Raw genomic sequence first — 17757 nt, 5'->3', positions numbered from 1 at the left:
CCACCGAGTCTACGAAGCGTTCCTGAGAGGAGCCCCAGCTTCGTGCAGGTGCCGCAGCGTCTGCCGGTACGAGGACACCAGCCCGGTGCGCAGGTACGGGATGCCGATCTCGGCGCAGTACGCCTCCACCACCGGCTGGGCGCGGCGCAGGTGCACCGACGGCATGCTCGGGAACAAATGGTGCTCGATCTGGTGGTTGAGGCCGCCGAGCAGGACGTCGATCACCGGTCCGCCCGCGACGTTCCGGGAAGTGAGCACCTGCTTGCGCAGGAAGTCCAGGTCCGTTTTGCCGGTCAGCGTCGGCATGCCCTTGTGGTTCGGCGCGAAGATCGAACCCATGTAGACGCCCCACAGCCCCTGGTGGACCGCGAAGAACAGCAGCGCGAGCCCCGGCGGGAGGACGATGAACAGCGCGGCGAGGTAGACCGCGAGGTGGGTGAACAGCAGCCCCGCTTCGAGCCCGCGACGGCGCAGGCCGGGGCGCGTGACGGCGCGGATGCCGGACCAGTGCAGGTTGAGGCCTTCGAGGGTGAGCAGCGGGAAGAACAAGAACGCCTGGTGCCGGCCGATGAACCGGGGCACGCCGCGCGCCTCCCGAGCCTGCCGCTGAGACCAGACGAGCACGTCCGGGTCGACGTCCGGGTCCAGTTCCTCGTGGTTCGGATTCGCGTGGTGCCGGGTGTGCTTGTCCATCCACCACCCGTAGCTCATCCCGATGCCGAGGTTCCCGGCGAGACGCCCGGCGATCTCCGCGGGACGGCGCGTCCGGAACACCTGCCGGTGCGCCAGATCGTGCGAAAGCAGGGCGATCTGCCCGAACATGAACGCCTGGAACGCGGCCACGGCCAGCTGCCACCACGAGTCGCCGAGCAGCGCGAACGCGACCCAGCCTCCCGCGAACAGCACGGTCACGAGCGCGATTCGAGCGGTGTAGTAGCCGGGGCGGCGGTCGAGCAGACCGGCGTCGGCGATCCGGCGGCAAAGCCGGGCGAAGTCGCTTCCCGGCCGTGGGGGCGAGGGGAGGACGAGCTTTTCGGTGGTCACCCGGGCGAGTATTGCGGCGCGGCGCCCCGGCGGGAAACCAGCAGACCCGACGGCTCGTGCTGGGGTTGTCCCCACCCCGCTCGTGTGCATTCCGGAAGCGGTGCTGCTCAAGCGCGTGACGAGTCGCCGGGCGAGCGCTCCGGCACGGCCTCCAGGGGTGGCAGGGTTACTCCGGGTGCCAAGGAAATTTCCATCGTTCGGCGGTCCGCCGCCCCTTCCGCCGCTGCTGCGCGAAGCGCCGTTCCTCAGCGCGGTTCGCCGCCGGACCGCCGCCGGGTCACCTCCGCGATGCTCGCCCAGTCGAGGTCCGCGCCGACCTGCTCGACCGCGGTGGCGAACACGTCCTGCAGAACCGGCCCGGCGGGCAGGTCGACGCCCAGTTCGCCGGCGGTGTCCAGCGCGAGCTTCAGGTCCTTCAGCCCCAGCGCGGCGGTGAACCCCGGCGGCGCGTAGGCGCTGTTAGCGATAGCGTCCCCGTAGCCGCGGTAAACGGCGCCGGGGAAGACGGAATCGTTGATCATGTCGACGAACCGCCCGGTGTCCAGTCCGGCGTGCTCCAGCACGGTGATCGACTCGGACAGCGCCTGCAACGCGTGAATGATCAGATAGTTCACCGAAATCTTCGCCGTCGGCGCGGCGTCCACGGCGTCGCCGAACTCCCAGACCTGCCGTCCGATCGCGGCGAGCATCGGCGAGGCTTCGGCACGGGCCTCCGCGTCGCCGGACACCAGCACGGTCAGCTTCCCCGTCACCACGGCTTCCGGACGGCCGACCACGGGTGCGCTCAGATACCGTCCGCCCTGCGCAGCGAACTCGCGGGCCGCTTCCGGGCTGATGGTCGCGTGGTTGACGTGGACGAAGCCCTCCGGAGCGGAGCGGAGCCGCTTGGCGGTGAACACCTGCCGCACCGCGTTCTCGTCGCTCAGCATGGAAAAGACGGTCCCGGCGGCGATCGCGTCCTCGGGAGTTTCGCCCACGTTCGCGCCTCGCGCGGCCAGATCGTCCGCTTTGCCCGCGCTGCGGCTCCACACGGTGACGTCGTATCCCGCGTCAAGCAGGCGACCGGCGATAGCGGCGCCCATCCTCCCGAGTCCGATGAAACCTACCCGGCGAGATGGTTCGGTCATGATCATTCCTCCAGTCATTGACGGCTCACGGCCTCGGTCATCTCTTCGTCGATCTTGCGCAGCAGCGTGCGGTTCGGACGCAGCGTGCCTTCGATGTCGCGCAACTGCCCGTTGTCGTCCACGTCCGCGTCGGTGATGACGGCTTCGACGTGCGTGCCGAGCACTCGCATGTGCAGCCCGTGCAGGACGGTGACGAACTGCTCGGCGGCCTTCCCTCCGCCGCGGGTGCCGTAGGAGAGCAGGCTGGCGGGCCGGTCGCGCCACTCCCGGCAGAGATAGTCCAGCGCGTTCTTGAGCACCCCCGGATAGCCCCAATTGTATTGCGGGAAAACGAAAAAGAACCCGTGATAGCTCTGCACCAGCTCGCTCCAGGCCCGGGTGTGCTCGTGCGCGTACTGCTGCGCCGCGGCCTTGACGGGCTCGTCGAGGAACGGCAACGCGATCTCCGCGAGGTCGACCAGTCCGTAGCCGAGTCCGCTGCCCTCCTGCAGCCGGGCCCGCGTCCAGGCCGCGACATCCCCGCAAATCCGGGAAGGGCGGGTGCTTCCCACGACGACGGCGATGCGTTTCCTGTCTGCCATGGGCGCGTTTCTCCCGTTTGGTTCGTCTAGCGGACTGTTGGTGACACGAACTAAAATAGTTGGTGTCACGAACTAAGTCAAGCTAACCTGGTCCCCGTGACCGTTTCCCCGCCCGCAGACGCCCCGCCGCCGGAGCTGAACCTCACCGACGCCCTCGTCCAGCTGTCGTTCATCGTGCAAGCCGTACTGGGCCGGCTGGCCGGGGAACAAGGACTGTCGGTCACCCAGCTGCGCATGCTCGCCGTACTGGACGACCGCGAGATCGGCATGCGGCAACTGGCCGGAATCCTCGAACTGGAGAAGTCCAGCGTCACCGGGCTGGTGGACCGGGCCGAACGCCGAGGCTTGGTCCAGCGCATCGCAGTCCCCGGCAACCGCCGCGCCGTCCACGTCACGGTCACCTCGGCGGGGCGAGCTGTGGTGCACCAGGTGCGCGACGCGATCGACACCGAACTGGGCCAACTGGCGGCGACCCTGAGCGAAAGCCGCCAGGACACCTTCCGCCGCACCGTCGAATCGCTGATCCACCACTACGCGACCGAACACGCCATCCCGCTGTAAACCTGACCGCGGCGAGGGCTGCGAAACCGGTATGAAACCAACCTGCCGAGAGCCGCCCCTTCTGGCAGCGTGTGCCCATGCGCAGCTACTACCTCCCCCCGATCGTCCCCGTAGTCGCTCTCGTCCTCATGCCGTTCCTCCCCTTCGTCAACTCGTCGGGCCTGTGGCTGGGCTTGCCGAAGATGATGGTGTGGGGCGCTTTCTGGTGTCTCATGTTCACTCCGGCGCTGCTGCTGTCGGAACGGCTCCTGTCCCGCAGCGGCGAGGAGGATTGACGATGATCCTCGCCTTCACCCTCGCCGGCATCGTGCTCATCGGCGTGCTCGGCTTCGTGGGCCGCCGCCGTCCCGCCGCGGACCTCGCGGAATGGACCGTCGGCGGCCGCAAGTTCGGCGCGCTGACCATGTGGTTTCTGCAGGCGGGCGAGGTCTTCACGACCTTCACCTTCCTCGGCATGGCCGGGCTGGCGTTCTCCGGCGGCGTGGCCGCGATGTACGCGCTGCCGTACGTGCCGATCGCCTACGTGGTCCTGTTCTTCCTCGCCAAGCGGATCTGGCGGATGGGCAAGGAACGCGGCTATCTGACCCAGGGCGACTTCCTCGAGGATCGGTACTCGAGCCGCGCGCTGGGCACGGTGTCGGCGATCCTCGGCGTCGTGTTCGTGCTGCCGTACCTGCAACTGCAGATCACCGGGCTCGGGCTGATCGTCCGGCTCGTGACCGGCGACCACGCGTCCGGCACGCTCAGCATGATCGCGGGCAGCGTGCTGGTGGTCGCGTTCGTGCTGTGGGCCGGGCTGCGCGGCGTCGCGGCGACGTCGTACTTCAAGGACGCGATCATGCTCGTCGTCCTGGTGGTGCTGATCATCGCGGTGCCCGCGCACTTCGCGGGCGGCGTGTCCGGGGTGTTCCACAAGATCGACCAGCTGCATCCGGAGAAGCTGTTCGTGCACGCCGGGGCCAACGACCACACGTGGTTCATCACGAGCATGCTGGTCAGCGCGATCGGCGTCGGGCTGATGACGCTGCCGCACACGTGGCCCGCGCTGATGTCCGCGCGCGACCCGAAGGTGCTGCGCCGCAACTACACCTGGATGCCGGTCTACGAGCTGTGCCTGCTGCTGCCGATGATCATCGGATTCGCGGCGATCCTGGTGGTGCCCAAGGGAAGCGACCCGAACGGCGTGCTGCTGTCGTTGAGCAAGGAGGCGCTGCCGGGCTGGGTCACCGGGCTCGTGGTCGTCGCCGCGACAGCCACCGCGATGGTGCCCGCGGCGGGCATCCTGATCGGCATTTCCTCGTTGGTGGCAAGGAACATCACCCGGGTGCGCAGCGAGCGCAAGCAGTTCTGGATCAACCACGGGACGGTCGTGCTGGCCAGCGCGCTCGCCCTCGTGCTCGGCATCTTCCGGCCGGACCTGCTGGCGAACCTGCTGCTGCTCACCTACTCCGGGTCGGTGCAGCTGGCCCCGGCGAACCTGCTGGGCTTCCTGAAGAAGGTCCCGGTCGGCAAGGCCCCGGTGTTCGCCGGGCTGCTGGCGGGCGAGGTCGTGGTGATCTGGCTGACCTTCGTGGACACCAAGCTCGTCGGCACCGTGAACGTCGGGCTGGTCGGGCTCGCGGTCAACGTGGTCGTGCTCGCGATCGCGGCAGCTGTCGAACGGGCCGTGACCCGGTCCGGAGACGTTGTGCAGACAGGAGAACCGGTATGACACGGACCCTTTTCGCCGGCGGCACGGTGTTCGACGGGACGGGCAGCGCGCCCGCGCCCGCGGACGTCGCGGTCGAGGACGGCCGGATCGTCGATGTCGGCACGGGCCTCGACGGCGACCGCGCGGTGGACTGCGCCGGGGCGATGCTGCTGCCCGGGATGTTCGACTGCCACGTGCACGTCACGGTGTCCGACCTGGGGTTGCTGCAGCGGGTCCAGAAGCCGTTCTCGTACCAGTTCTACGAGGCGGCCCGGAACCTGTGGACGACGCTGAAGCTCGGCATCACCACGGTGCGCGACGCCGCCGGGGCCGATCTCGGCATCAAGCAGGCGGTCGCGGACGGCCTGATTCCCGGTCCCCGTCTGGAAATCGCGATCGGCCTGATCAGCCCGACGGGCGGGCACGGCGACGGGTGGATGCCGTCCGGGCATTGCGTCCCGCTGTCGCTCCCGCACCCCGGCCGCCCGAGCGCGCTGGCCGACGGCCCCGACGAGATGCGCCGAGTCGCCCGGACGCTGCTGCGCGCCGGGGCCGACGTGCTGAAGGTCTGTACCACCGGCGGCGTGCTGTCTCCTCGGGACGATCCGCGGCATTCGCAGTTCACGCCGGAGGAACTGGACGTCCTGGTCGCCGAAGCGACCATGCAGGGGCGAGCGGTGATGGCCCACGCACAGGGCGCGGAAGGGGTCAAGAACGCCGTCCGCGCCGGGATCCGGTCGATCGAACACGGCATCTACCTCGACGACGAGGCGATCGAGCTGATGCTCGCGCGCGGCGCCTGGCTCGTCCCGACACTGGTGGCTCCGGTGAACGTCATCCGCGCGGCGGCCGCGGGCGCCGCGCTGCCGGATGCGGTGGTGCAGAAGGCGAAAGAGGTCGCGGAAGTGCATCTCGAGTCGGTGCGCCGGGCCGTCGACGCCGGAGTCCGGATCGCGATGGGCACCGACAGCGGCGTCGGCCCGCACGGGACGAACCTCGAAGAGCTGGAACTGATGCGCTCGGCCGGGATGAGCCCTGCGGACGTGCTGGTCGCCGCCACGTCGTCGGCCGCTCAACTGCTGGGCAAGGACGCCGAACTCGGTCGCCTGGCACCGGGGTATCGCGCGGACCTCGTGGTCGTTTCGGGCGATATTTACGATTTCCCGGCGCTGGCGGGGAATGTTCGGGAAGTGTGGCAGGACGGGGCGCGCGCGGTTTAGGGCGGGGCTTTCCCGGGCACGGCATACTGGCCGCCGTGATCATGAAAACCGAGGAACGCCACGCTTCCTGGCTCGAGCTTTTCTTCGACCTGGTCGCGGTCGCCGGCGTCGCCCAGCTTTCGCACCTCGTGCGCGGAACGACTTCCTGGAGCGACGCCGGCCTCTACGTCGTGTGCTTCCTCGCGTTCTGGACCGCGTGGATGTGCTTCACCGTGTACGGCAACGTCACCGGCGAAGCGGCCCGCACGATGCCCGTGCTGCTCGCGATGGCCGGACTGGTTTTCATGGCCGGTTCGGTGCACGACATCGGCGAGCACGCACAGGGTTTCGCCATCTCTTACGTGGCGGTGCGCGCGCTCGCCAGCCGGGTCTGGGAAGGCAGGGAAAACACGCGGATCATCGTCGAATGGCCGGTGGTGCACGCCGGGATGGGCGTGGTGCCGTGGTTCGTTTCGTTCTGGGTCGACGCGCCGTGGAAGTACGCGCTGTGGGCACTCGGGCTGGGGATCGACCTGATCGCCGGGCTGACCATGTCGGGAGAGCAGGTCGCGGCCAAGGTCGCGGAACGGGCCACCCAGTCCAAGCGGCCGATGCCAGGGCTGGCTTTCGCGCACTTGGACGTCGCGCACTTCGGCGAGCGGCTGGGGCTTTTCACGATCATCGTGCTGGGCGAGGGCGTCCTGACGGTCACCGACGCGATGACGGAGATCCCGGACTGGGAGTGGCCGCTGATCACGACCGTGCTCGGGGTTCTGGCGCTGCTCGCGGCTTTGTGGGGAGCGGCGTTGTTCCAGGGGTTCGGCGGGATTCCCTACCTGTCCCACACCGCTTGGGGCCCGCGGGTGCTGCTGCCGGTGCACTGCCTGGTGGCCGGTTTGCTGGCAGCGCTGGCGGCCGGATTCGGGGATGCCGTGGAGTCGGTCGCGCACGGACACGTCGCCGCGGGGACGCGATGGCTGCTGTGCGGTTGTGTCGCGGCGTTCACGGTGGTGGGCGTGGTGGCGCGGGTGGCTTCCGGGAAGTGGAAACCGTGGGATTTCGTCGCCGTGCTCGCCGGAGTGGGGATTCCGGCCGCACTGGGCTTCGCCGGCGGGGGACTGCCTCCGGCGCGGTTCTTGTGGGTGCTGCTGCTGGCGATCCTGCCGGGGTTGGTGCGGGAGTTCCCCCGACGTCGCCCGGTTGCCGCTTCGGGCGCGGACGGCCGGTAAGGGGGAACCCTCAAGGACTCTGATTCCTTCAGAGTTCCCCGCACGGCTTTCAGACGTTGGCGAGGAGATCCTTCAACGCGGCCGCGAACTTGGCCGGATTCCGTTGCGGCGCCAGGTGCGCACCCGGCGTCTCGGTGAACGGCAGGCCCAGTTCGAGCGCGAGGATCTTGGCGGGCTGGTAGTGGTACCAGCCGCGGCTGGCTTCCCCGGCGACCGGCACGATCTCGGTGTTCGTCCGGCGCAGCGCGCGCAAATCCGGCAGGTAGTCGAAGAACTCGGTCAGCTCGCGGTCGAACAACCGGAGCCAGTCGCCCTCGTTCGGCAGCCGCAGACGCGGCAGGTCGGGCAGCGCGGCACCGGCGATCCCGTCCGCGAACCGCGTGACCGCGCCCATCAGATCACCCGAACGGGCCAACCGGACCTGCGCCGCGGCGGCCTCGAGAATCCCCTCGGCGTCCGGCATCAACTGGATCGCGGGCGGTTCGTGCGCGACGAACGCGGCGACCCGATCCGGATACCGCGCGACGAGATCCAGCCCGATCAACGCGCCGGCACTGGTGCCGAACATCGAAACCGGCCCGCTCCCGCCGACGTGGTCGAGAACCGCGAGCGCGTCGTCCGCCTGCAGTGCCACCGGAACGGGCCCGGTCGTGGTGTCCGTGCTGGAGAAATGGCCGCGGCGGTCGTAGGTGATCACGGTGTAGTCCGTGCGCAAAAGCTTGACCAGCGCCCGGAACGAGTCCGCCGCACCGGTCCCGCCGGGGACCAGCAGCAGCCGCGGTCCCTCGCCGGTCGTGCGGACGGCCAGCTCGCCGCCCTCGACCGGACAGCGATGCTCGGCAGTCTCGGCGTCTTCCGCGATCATGCCGAGAGTCAAGCACAACCCGGGGCACCCGATGGCTTCCGGGACGCCGGTTTTTGTCGGTGGCGGGTGGGAGACTCCGGAAATGACGAGTTGGGATGAGTTCAGTGCCGCCGCCCCGACCCTGGCCTCGCGCGTACGGGCCCGCTTCGCCGCCTCGGATTCGCACGTCTTGGCCACCCTGCGCAGCGACGGTTCGCCACGCGTGAGCGGTTCGGAGATCGACTTCCGCGACGGCGAGGCGTACATCGGGTCGATGCTCGACGCCGTGAAGGCCCGCGATCTTCAGCGTGACGACCGCTTCGCCCTGCACGCCTACCCCGGCATCGAGGAAGGCGGCGACGCGAAAATCGCCGGGCACGCGGTGGAGATCACCGATCCGGCGGAGGTCGCGCGCATCCAGGAGGGACAGGAAAGCCATCTGTTCCGGCTGGATCTGCGGGAGGCCGTGGTGACGTGGGTGGAGGACAACACGCTGTGGATCGAATCGTGGCACCCGGGCAGCTGGGTGCGGTTCGCGAGGCCGGACAACGGTCCCGCGGTGCGGACGGAGCTGCAACTGGGGTGACGGGCCGACCAGCGGGCGATCCGCGCGGCGGGTCTGGTGAGGGGAGTGGCAGCCGATAGGAGAGTCAGGCGGCCAGCAAACGGGCTTTGGCTGGGGTGAAGCACCTGGACGGTCCTGATCGAGCGGGCCGTCAACTGTGCGCGCCGGGACAGAGTGCGCGCCGGAAACAGGGGGGAGCGCGGGAAACAGGGGGAGCGAGGGAAACAGGAGGGAGCGTCGGGACGGCGGCAGCGTGGGCAGCGGCGGCGAGCGATAATTGTGGCGAGGCGGTGAAGCGTGGCGAGGCGGAGAAGCGTGGAGCGAACAGCGCGCCGAGCCCTAACCTGGCCCGATGAAACTCACCTCCACCGTGCTCGACGCACCGGATCCCCGGGCGCTGGCCGAGTTCTACCGGGAGTTGCTCGGGTGGCCGATCGGCGCTGACGAGCCGGAGTGGGTCACCTTGCGGCCGTCCGAGGGCGGGGCGGGGCTGTCGTTCCAACTGGAGACGCAGTACGTCCCTCCGGCGTGGCCTGCCGGGCCGGGGGAGCAGCAGATGCAGCTGCACCTCGACTTCGAGGTCGACGGGCGCGCGGCATTGGAAGCTGCGGTCGCGAAGGCGGTCGCGGGAGGGGCTCGGGTCGCGGAGTTTCAGCCGCAACAGCTGGTGCGCGTGTTGCTGGATCCGGCTGGGCATCCGTTCTGCTTCTGGACGGACGACCGGCCTTAGCCGACATCGCGACACCGCGATCCGTGCGAAGGCGGAAAGACTGGGCTCGCACCAGCCGCGGCCTCGAACCCGTCGGCCCGCGAGAGTTCCCTTGCCACAGCGGAACCGGCGCCAGTCCGGCAAGAAATCCGGCCCGACTCAGCCTGGCCCGGCCCGACTCAGCCTGGCCCGGCCCGACTCAGCCTGGCCCGGCCCGACTCAGCCCGGCACCGGCCCGACTCAGCCCGGCACCGGCCCGACTCAGCCCGGCACCGGCCCGACTCAGCCCGGCACCGGCCCGACTCAGCCCGGCACCGGCCCGACCCAGCTCGGCACCGGCCCGACCCAGCTCGGCACCGGCCCGACCCAGCTGTCCTGGGCCGATTCAGTCCCGCACCGGGGCCGACCCAGCCCTGCCCCGGCCAGTCCGCTCAGATCCGCTCCAGAATCGTCGCCGTGGCCATCGCCCCGCCAGCACACATCGAAACCAGCGCCGTCGTCGCGTCGCGGCGCTCGAGTTCGTGCAGTGCGGTCGTCAGCAGCCGCGCGCCGGTGCTCCCCACCGGGTGTCCCAGCGCGATCGCGCCGCCGTTGACGTTCACTCGCGTCTCGTCCGGATTGTGCATGCGCTGCCACGAAAGCACGACCGACGCGAAGGCCTCGTTCACCTCGAACAGGTCCACGTCGCCGATTTTCATCCCGGCCGCTTCGAGAACCCGCGTCGTGGCCTGGACGGGACCGTCGAGGTGGTAGTACGGCTCCGCGCCGACCAAGGCCTGCCGCCGGATCCGCGCACGCGGGCGCAGGCCGAGCGAGCGGGCCAGCGAGGCGTCCATGATCAGCACCGCCGCGGCGCCGTCGGAGATCTGGGACGACGAACCCGCCGTGTGGATTCCGTCCGGCACCACGGGCTTCAACCGCGCCAGACCCTCCATCGTGGTCTCCCGCAGGCCCTGATCCCGTTCCACCACACCGGCTTCCGTCGTGACCGGCACGATCTCCCGCGAGAAATGCCCGGCCGCCCACGCGGCGGCGGCGTTGGTCTGCGACCGCACCCCGAAAGCGTCGACGTCCTCGCGCGTGATGCCTCGCCGGATCGCGATCCGTTCTGCCGCACCGTATTGGTCCGGCATGTCGACCGACCACGCGTCCGGTTTGGGGGAGCCGACGCCCTCGCCGCGGTTGGCGCCAAGGGGAACGCGGCTCATCGCCTCCGCGCCGCACGCCACGCCCACCCTGATCGCGTCCGCGGCGATCAAGCCCGCGATCAGATGCGCGGCCTGCTGCGCCGAACCGCATTGCGCGTCGATCGTCGTGGCGCCGGTCGATTCCGGCAGGCCCGCGTGCAGCCAGGCGGTGCGGGTCAGGTTGCCGCACTGCTCGCCCGCCTGCGTGACGGCTCCGCCGATCACCTGCTCCACCTCGGCCGGATCGATGTCCGCCCGTTCGACCACTCCGCGCACCGCCGCGCCCAGCAGTTCGGCCGCGTGCAGGCCGGACAGCCAGCCGCCGCGCTTGCCGATCGGCGTGCGTGCCGCGGCCACGATCACCGGTTCGCCCACGAGTGTCCCCTTTCCCTGCTTCAGCACAGCAAAACTAGAACACGTTCCTGTTAATGACAAGCGGCCGCACGGCAGCGCGGAAGTCGATCACCAGAAGATGAGCGAGCACTCACCTGCGGCAATTGGTTCTGGAACGGTAAAGTAAACAGGTTTCACTCAAGCGGGTTCCGTTGGTTAACGCCGTATGCTCTACTGGGGTCATAGAACGCGTTGCAGTTGGGTATCACCGCCGATCCCGCGCAGGAGGCCAAGCCGTGGCAGCTCCGCTTTTGCCCGCCGGTTTCGACTTCACCGATCCGGACCTCTACGCCAGCCGGCTGCCCCTGGAGGAGTTCGCCGAACTCCGCCGCACGGCGCCCGTCTGGTGGAACCCGCAGCCGCACAACACCGCCGGATTCGGCGACGACGGCTATTGGGTCGTCACGCGACATGCCGACGTCAAGGCGGTCTCGCGCGACAGCGAGCTCTACTCGTCGAGGGAAAAGACCGCGATCATCCGGTTCGACGACCAGATGACCGCCGAGGGCCTCGACGCCAACCGGCTCGTCCTGCTGAACATGGACGCGCCGCAGCACACCAAGCTCCGCCGCATCGTGTCGAAGGGGTTCACCCCGCGCTCGATCGCGAAGCTCGAGGACACCTTGCGCGACCGCGCCGAGCGGATCGTGCACGAGGCCAAGAAGAAGGGCTCCGGCGACTTCGTCACCGACGTCGCGTGCGAGCTGCCGCTGCAGGCGATCGCCGAGCTGATCGGCGTGCCGCAGGAGGACCGGCTCAAGCTCTTCGACTGGTCCAACCAGATGGTCGCCTACGACGACCCGGAATACGACCTCGAGCCGATCGCCGCGTCCGCGGAACTCGTCGGCTACGCCTGGAACATGGCCGAGGACCGCCGCCGCTGCCCGATGGACGACATCGTCACGAAGCTCGTCCAGGCCGACGTCGACGGCGAATCGCTCGGCTCCGACGAGTTCGGCTTCTTCGTGATCCTGCTGGCCGTCGCGGGCAACGAGACCACCCGCAACGCCATCACGCACGGCATGAAGGCGTTCCTGGACCACCCGGACCAGTGGGACGTCTTCAAGGAGCAGCGCCCGAAGACCGCGCCGGACGAGATCGTCCGCTGGGCGACGCCGGTCGTCGCGTTCCAGCGCACCGCGACCCGCGACACCGAACTGGGCGGCGCGCAGATCCGCAAGGGCGACCGTGTCGGGATGTTCTACAGCTCGGCCAACTTCGACCCCGAGGTCTTCGACGAGCCCGGCAAGTTCGACATCCTGCGCGAGGACAACCAGCACGTCGGCTTCGGCGGCACCGGTTCGCACTACTGCATCGGCGCGAACCTGGCCCGGCTGGAGATCGACCTGATCTTCAACGCGATCGCCGAAGCGATGCCGGGCATCGCCGAGGTCTCCGCGCCCGAGCGGCTGCGGTCCAGCTGGCTCAACGGGATCAAGCACTACCAGGTCCGCTACGCCTGAACAGGCGAAACGCCCGGGCAAGCGACCTGATCGGCAAGGAGCGCGGCGCACCGGCATGATGGCCCCGTGCGCACGACGGTAGACGCGGAATTCGGCGTCCGGGTGACGAAACCCGGCCTCGCCGCGATCTCGGTCGCCGCCGTGCGCGCGGACGCCGGCGAACTCACCGTGTCCGACGCCGGTTCCGCGCGCACCGCCGAGTTCGAGCACGGCACCCGCGCGGAGGTGTACGACCTCGCCGAGGGCGAGCATCGCGTTGCCTACCACGGCGAACGAGTGCTGCACCGCGGCAACGCCGAACCCGTCACGCTCGCCGACATCGCGCGGTACACGCGGCCCAGCCGGTACTGCCCGTCGGACCGGATGGGCGGTCTGCTGCCGCCGGGCATCGGGGACCTGACCGGCGCGCGGGCGCGAGTACAGGCGATCGTCGACCACGTGCACGGCAGGCTCGCGTACGTCGTCGGTTCCGGCGGCCCTACCCACGACGCCATCGACACTCTCCTCGCGGGCGAAGGCGTCTGTCGCGACTTCGCGCACGTATGCGTCGCGCTGTGCCGGCTCGTCGACGTACCCGCGCGCTACACGTCGGTGTACGCGCCGGGTTTGCAGCCGATGGACTTCCACGCGGTTTTCGAAGCGGGCATCGACGGCCGCTGGTACGTCTTCGACGCCACCCGGCTGGCCCCGCGCCAGACCATGCTCCGCATCGCGACCGGACGCGACGCCGCCGACACCCCGTTCCTCGCGACGCTGGGCTGCGAACTCGACTTCCTCGGCGCGACCGTCTTCGCCACGACCGACGAGCCGCTGCCGCGTGACGACGGGCACGCCCCGGTCGTACTGGCCTGAATGCGTGTCTTTTGCGACAAACAGCGCGTCCGCTGGGTAAACAGTGACGGTGAAGCGTTCCCGCAAGACCCCCGGGCCGAGCAAGTGGGCCCGCGCGCGTGCCCGGTACCGATGGCTGGACCACATCGCGCGCGCCACCAACCGGTACATCGACTACGGCGGCTACCACTACGTCGCGTCGATCACCTACTTCAGCCTGCTGTCGCTGGTGCCGATTTTGATGCTGTCCTCGTCGGCGGCCGGCTTCGTGCTCGCGACGCAGCCGCATCTGCTCGACGCGCTGGTGCGCGGCATCTCCGGATCGCTGCCCGGCCCGATCGGCGCCCAGGTGTCGTCGATCCTGACCGGGTTCGTCGAGCAGCGCACCGGCGTCGGGGTCGCCGGTCTGGTCGTCGGGCTGTACTCCGGCTGGAACTGGATGAACGCGCTGCGGGACGCGCTCACCGCGATGTACGGCCAGAACCGGTCCGAGGGGCCGCTGCTGCGCACGATCCTGATGGACGTCCTGGCGTTGCTCGGCCTGGCCGCGGCGCTGCTGGTGTCGTTCGGGATCTCGGTGTCCGGCACCGCGGTAGGCCGTTCGCTGCTGGGGCTGGTCGGTGTCGAGGACACGAGCTGGGGACACAACCTGCTGTCGTTCGTCTCGGTGCCGCTCGCGCTGCTCGCCGACTGGATGGTGTTCCTGTGGGTGCTCACCCGGTTGCCGCGGGAGCGCGTCGGCTGGCGCAGCGCGATGCGCGGCGCGGTCGCCGCGGCGGTGGGGTTCGAACTGCTCAAACTGGCCGGCGGGTTCTACCTGAACTTGATCAGCAAATCGCCGTCCGGCGTGGCGTTCGGTTCGGTGATCGGTCTGCTGTTCTTCATCTCCCTGATCGCGCGGATGCTCGTGTACATCACCGCCTGGACCGCCACCGCCCGCGACGCTCCGCGCAAACCGATCCAGCCTCCGGCGGCGACGCAGCTGCGGCCGATCATCGCGCCCAAGCAGAACAACGGGAAGGCGGCTCTGCTGGGCGCGATGGTCGGGGCATTGGGGACGTTGTTCGCCTTGCGGGGGCGGCGAAAGGACTAAGGCTTCTCCGAGCCGACGACCCACATGCTGAAGTACTGCGAGCCGCCGCCGTACGCGTGTCCTAACGCGACACGAGCACCGTCCACTTGGTAATCACCGGCACGGCCCATCACCTGCTTCGCCGATTCGGAGAACCGCAACATCCCGGATGCGCCAATGGGATTCGACGACAGCACGCCGCCCGACGGATTCACCGGCAGTCGTCCGCCGATCGCGGTGTCCCCGGCTTCGGTGATCTTCCAGCCCTCGCCTTCGGCGGCGAAGCCGAGGTTTTCCAGCCACATCGGCTCGAACCAGGAGAACGGCACGTAGATCTCCGCGACGTCCACTTCGGACAGCGGATCCTTGATGCCCGCGTCGCGCCACAACGCGGCCGCTGCGTCGCGCCCGGCTTGCGGGCTGACCTGGTCGCGTCCGGCGAACGTCGTGGGCTCGGTCCGCATCGCCGTCGCGTGGATCCAGGCCGCACCGCCCGGCACGGCGTCCCCGGCGGCTTCGTCGCCGAGCACCATCGCGCAGGCGCCGTCGGAGGACGGACACGTTTCGTCGTACCGGATCGGGTCCCACAGCATCTGCGACGCCTGCACCGACTCGACCGTGATGTCGGACTGCTGCAAGTGCGCGAACGGATTCAACGCGCCATTGCGCCGATCCTTCGCGGCCACGATCGCGCCGATGTGTTCCGGAGCGCCGGAACGGCGGATGTAGGACCGCACGTGCGGCGCGAAGTAGCCACCGGCTCCGGCGCCGACCGGCATCTGGAACGGCGGCAGGATCGACAGGCCCCACATCGCGTTGGATTCGGACTGTTTCTCGAACGCCACCGTCAGCACGCGCCGGTGCACGCCGGACTGGACCAGCGAAGCGGCGACCAGCGCCGTCGATCCGCCGACCGAACCCGCGGTGTGCACGCGAATCAACGGTTTCCCGTTCGCGCCCAACGCGTCCGCGAGGAACAGTTCGGGCATCATGACGCCCTCGAACAGGTCCGGCGCCTTGCCGATCACGACCGCCTCGATGTCGTCCCAGCCGACCTGGGCGTCCGCCATCGCGCGGTCGATCGCTTCGCGGAGCAGACCGGCCATCGACACGTCGGTGCGCTTCGCGCGGTGGTGCGTCTGCCCGGTCCCGAGCACCGCGGCGAGCTGCTTGGTCATCGTGCCTCCAGCACGGCGAGGAGGTTCTGCTGCAGGGCAGGTCCGCTGGTCGCGTGCGCGAGCGTCTTGGCCGCCTCGCCGCGATGGATGCGCGCGGCGGCCTCGCCGATCCGCGCGAGCCCGGCAGAGAACATGGGATTCCCGGTGAGCGCGCCGCCGGACGGGCTGATCCGCACGCCGTCGTCGAGGCCGAGTTCACGGCGCAGGATGAGTTCCTGATGCGTGAACGGCGCGTGCAGTTCGGCCAATTCGACACCGTCGAGATCCAGCCGTTCCGCGGCGATGGCGGTCGACGGGGAACGCGTGAGGTCGCGCGCGCCGAGAACGGGGGAGTCGATGCGGTGCTCCAGCCCGGAGATGATCGCGGGCCGCTCCACGAGGTCGCGGGCCCGTTCCTCCGAGGCCAGGATGATCACCGACGCGCCGTCCGTCACCGGCGCGATGTCGTGCGCGCGAAGGGGATCGGCGACATACGGTGTGTCCAGCAGTTCGGCGACGTCCACGGTTCCGGAGAGCTGTGCGGCTGGATTGTCCGCCGCGTCCGCACGCGATCGGGCGGCGACTTCGGCAAGGTCCTTTTCGGACCACAGCCCGCCTTCGAGGCCCAGCCGGGCTTGCAGGCCGGCGATCGCCAGCGAGTCCGGCCACAGCGGAGTGACGAGGTACGGGTCCAGCTGCATCGCCATGACCCGGCGGAGCTGTCCGGCGCTGGCTTTGCCGAATCCGTACACGAGCGCGGTGTCGACCTCGCCGGTGCGGATCTTCAGCCACGCCTCATACAGCGCCCAGGCGGCGTCCATTTCCACATGGGACTCGTGGATCGGCGGGAACGCGCCCAGCGCGTCCACCGCGGCGATGAACGAAAATGCCCGCCCGGCAAGGTAATCCGACGATCCTGAGCACCAGAATCCGATGTCTTGTTTGGACAGTCCGGTCGCGGCGAACGCCTCGGCGAGGATCGGCACAAGCATTTCCACGCCGTTGGTGGTGCCCTCGGTCTTGCGGACGTTGGGCGCCTGCGCGAAACCGGCTACGGCTACTTCAGGCATGGTTCCTCACAGGTGATGGGCGAAGGTCTCGTACGCGGCGTCCGGTTCGCCGGTGGGCTCGAAGTGGCTGATGTTCTCCAGCGACGTCCACCATTCCTCGCGCGGCCGCCAGTTGGCGCGCACGCGCATGCCCATCCGGACCTCCTCGGCGGCACAGCCGAGCACGAGGTGCAGGAAGGCGATGTCGGCCCCGTCGAGCAGGATGTACGCCGCGACGTACGGCGGTTTGATGCGCTGGCCGAGGAACGGCACGTTGACGATGCAGAACGTCGTGACGATGCCGGTGTCGGGCAATTCCACCTCGTCGGTGGTCGGCACGCCGTCGACCGGGCAGGCACCGCGCGGCGGGATGTAGACCTTGCCGCATTCGGGGCAGCGCTGGCCGAGCATCCGCCCTTCGGCGAGCCCGCGCAGGTACCGGCTTTCCTCCGGCGACGCGGAATGCTGGTACTTCAGGTGCACCGGCGTGATGATCACGCTGACCGGCGCGCCGTCCTCGCGTTCCGCCACCGGCGGAGGAGCTTCGGTGGGCGTGGTGTCCGGGGCGTCCGCGGGCAGGAAGTACGCGATGTCGCGGATGTGGCCGACCGTTTCCTCCGCCCACCGCACGCGCACGCGCTGTCCGATGTGGACATTGTCCGGCGAGTCGGCGTCGAGGGCGTGCAGCAGACTGGTGTCCGCGCCGTCGAGTTTCACCAGCACCCAGGCGAACGGACGCGACAGCGGCTGGCCGTCGAGCGGATCCGCGCACCAGGACCAGGAAACGACAACGCCTTCCGCGGCGACCGGGACGAATTCCGTCAAGGGGTCGGCGGTGGCCGGGTCGTACTCGACCGGGGGCACGTGCACGCGCCCGTCGCTGCCGCGCACGCCTTCGATCCGGCGTTCGCGCAGCGCGTTCACGAAGCGGCCGAGCACCGGCCCGGTCGAACGGGTGTAGTCGAAGCCGACGTTGAGCGGCGCCGACAGAGGAGCATCCGAAACCGTCACGGCTTCGAGTGAAACACGTTCTCGAATCCGAGGCAAGGAACCTGT

At 69.3% G+C, this 17757-nt stretch carries 18 protein-coding genes; 10 read left to right on the top strand and 8 right to left on the bottom strand.

All coding sequences use genetic code 11. The annotated features are described in order from the left end of the window. Positions 1 to 9: 9 nt before the first annotated feature. From H4281_RS10655 to H4281_RS10645, 3 genes are all read right to left on the bottom strand, one after another. Complete coding sequence (locus H4281_RS10655) at positions 10 to 1044, bottom strand: fatty acid desaturase family protein (RefSeq protein ID WP_182890702.1); 1035 nt, start codon at positions 1042 to 1044, stop codon at positions 10 to 12. Between the two features lie 245 nt (positions 1045 to 1289). After that, positions 1290 to 2171, bottom strand: a complete 882-nt coding sequence (locus tag H4281_RS10650; RefSeq protein ID WP_182890701.1) for an NAD(P)-dependent oxidoreductase — start codon at positions 2169 to 2171, stop codon at positions 1290 to 1292. Between the two features lie 14 nt (positions 2172 to 2185). Then, positions 2186 to 2752 (bottom strand): NADPH-dependent FMN reductase, encoded by a 567-nt coding sequence (locus H4281_RS10645; RefSeq protein WP_182890700.1) that lies wholly within the window; start codon positions 2750 to 2752, stop codon positions 2186 to 2188. Between the two features lie 96 nt (positions 2753 to 2848). Between H4281_RS10645 and H4281_RS10640 the strand changes: the two genes are divergently transcribed. The 5 genes from H4281_RS10640 to H4281_RS10620 all read left to right on the top strand — a co-directional run bounded on the left by H4281_RS10640 (position 2849) and on the right by H4281_RS10620 (position 7431). Next, the gene (locus H4281_RS10640; protein ID WP_182890699.1) at positions 2849 to 3313 is read left to right on the top strand and encodes a MarR family winged helix-turn-helix transcriptional regulator; all 465 of its coding nucleotides are present in this window, start codon (positions 2849 to 2851) and stop codon (positions 3311 to 3313) included. A gap of 77 nt (positions 3314 to 3390) precedes the next feature. Then, entirely contained in the window at positions 3391 to 3588 is a 198-nt protein-coding gene (locus H4281_RS10635) for a hypothetical protein (protein WP_037713222.1), read from the top strand. 2 nt (positions 3589 to 3590) lie between these two features. Then, positions 3591 to 5024 (top strand): sodium:solute symporter family protein, encoded by a 1434-nt coding sequence (locus tag H4281_RS10630; RefSeq protein ID WP_182890698.1) that lies wholly within the window; start codon positions 3591 to 3593, stop codon positions 5022 to 5024. Continuing rightward, positions 5021 to 6223, top strand: a complete 1203-nt coding sequence (locus H4281_RS10625) for a metal-dependent hydrolase family protein (RefSeq protein WP_182890697.1) — start codon at positions 5021 to 5023, stop codon at positions 6221 to 6223. The genes H4281_RS10630 and H4281_RS10625 overlap by 4 nt, the downstream gene beginning before the upstream one ends. Positions 6224 to 6264: 41 nt before the next feature. Then, positions 6265 to 7431, top strand: coding sequence for a low temperature requirement protein A (locus tag H4281_RS10620; RefSeq protein ID WP_220507094.1), 1167 nt, complete (start codon positions 6265 to 6267; stop codon positions 7429 to 7431). A 49-nt stretch (positions 7432 to 7480) separates the two neighbouring features. Here H4281_RS10620 and H4281_RS10615 read toward each other — a convergent pair whose 3' ends face one another. Further along, positions 7481 to 8296, bottom strand: coding sequence for an alpha/beta fold hydrolase (locus H4281_RS10615; protein ID WP_182890695.1), 816 nt, complete (start codon positions 8294 to 8296; stop codon positions 7481 to 7483). Positions 8297 to 8378: 82 nt separating this feature from the next. Here H4281_RS10615 and H4281_RS10610 point away from each other — a divergent pair, with 82 nt between their 5' ends. Both H4281_RS10610 and H4281_RS10605 read left to right on the top strand, forming a co-directional pair. Next, complete coding sequence (locus H4281_RS10610; protein WP_182890694.1) at positions 8379 to 8861, top strand: pyridoxamine 5'-phosphate oxidase family protein; 483 nt, start codon at positions 8379 to 8381, stop codon at positions 8859 to 8861. 331 nt (positions 8862 to 9192) lie between these two features. After that, positions 9193 to 9570, top strand: coding sequence for a VOC family protein (locus H4281_RS10605; RefSeq protein ID WP_182890693.1), 378 nt, complete (start codon positions 9193 to 9195; stop codon positions 9568 to 9570). A 410-nt stretch (positions 9571 to 9980) separates the two neighbouring features. Here H4281_RS10605 and H4281_RS10600 read toward each other — a convergent pair whose 3' ends face one another. Continuing rightward, positions 9981 to 11111: a steroid 3-ketoacyl-CoA thiolase gene (locus H4281_RS10600; protein WP_182890692.1), complete on the bottom strand. Its 1131-nt coding sequence runs from the start codon at positions 11109 to 11111 to the stop codon at positions 9981 to 9983. Between the two features lie 254 nt (positions 11112 to 11365). On the opposite strand from H4281_RS10600, the gene H4281_RS10595 reads away from it, so the two are divergent. The 3 genes from H4281_RS10595 (at position 11366) to H4281_RS10585 (ending at position 14516) form a co-directional block, all read left to right on the top strand. Then, on the top strand, positions 11366 to 12592 hold the full coding sequence (locus H4281_RS10595) for a cytochrome P450 (RefSeq protein WP_182890691.1): 1227 nt from the start codon (positions 11366 to 11368) through the stop codon (positions 12590 to 12592). A 66-nt stretch (positions 12593 to 12658) separates the two neighbouring features. Further along, a complete protein-coding gene (locus H4281_RS10590; protein ID WP_182890690.1) occupies positions 12659 to 13444 on the top strand; it encodes a transglutaminase-like domain-containing protein in 786 nt (261 codons plus the stop codon). A gap of 43 nt (positions 13445 to 13487) precedes the next feature. After that, on the top strand, positions 13488 to 14516 hold the full coding sequence (locus H4281_RS10585) for a YhjD/YihY/BrkB family envelope integrity protein (protein WP_182890689.1): 1029 nt from the start codon (positions 13488 to 13490) through the stop codon (positions 14514 to 14516). Here the strand turns inward: H4281_RS10585 and H4281_RS10580 are convergent. The 3 genes from H4281_RS10580 to H4281_RS10570 are packed head-to-tail and all read right to left on the bottom strand — an operon-like array spanning position 14513 to position 17712. Beyond that, positions 14513 to 15673: a thiolase family protein gene (locus tag H4281_RS10580; RefSeq protein ID WP_182890688.1), complete on the bottom strand. Its 1161-nt coding sequence runs from the start codon at positions 15671 to 15673 to the stop codon at positions 14513 to 14515. The two genes, H4281_RS10585 and H4281_RS10580, sit on opposite strands and share 4 nt — an antisense overlap. After that, positions 15670 to 16722 carry a thiolase family protein gene (locus H4281_RS10575; RefSeq protein ID WP_182890687.1) on the bottom strand — a complete coding sequence of 351 codons (1053 nt, stop codon included), beginning with the start codon at positions 16720 to 16722 and terminating at the stop codon, positions 15670 to 15672. The genes H4281_RS10580 and H4281_RS10575 overlap by 4 nt, the downstream gene beginning before the upstream one ends. Before the next feature lie 6 nt (positions 16723 to 16728). Beyond that, the gene (locus tag H4281_RS10570; RefSeq protein WP_182890686.1) at positions 16729 to 17712 is read right to left on the bottom strand and encodes a Zn-ribbon domain-containing OB-fold protein; all 984 of its coding nucleotides are present in this window, start codon (positions 17710 to 17712) and stop codon (positions 16729 to 16731) included. Positions 17713 to 17757 lie beyond the last annotated feature (45 nt).

Origin of the sequence: Amycolatopsis dendrobii (genome assembly GCF_014145675.1) — a bacterium.
Lineage (GTDB): Bacteria > Actinomycetota > Actinomycetes > Mycobacteriales > Pseudonocardiaceae > Amycolatopsis > Amycolatopsis dendrobii.
The sequence above is the reverse complement of the archived record's forward strand: the minus strand, read 5'-3'. Positions and strand labels throughout refer to the sequence as shown.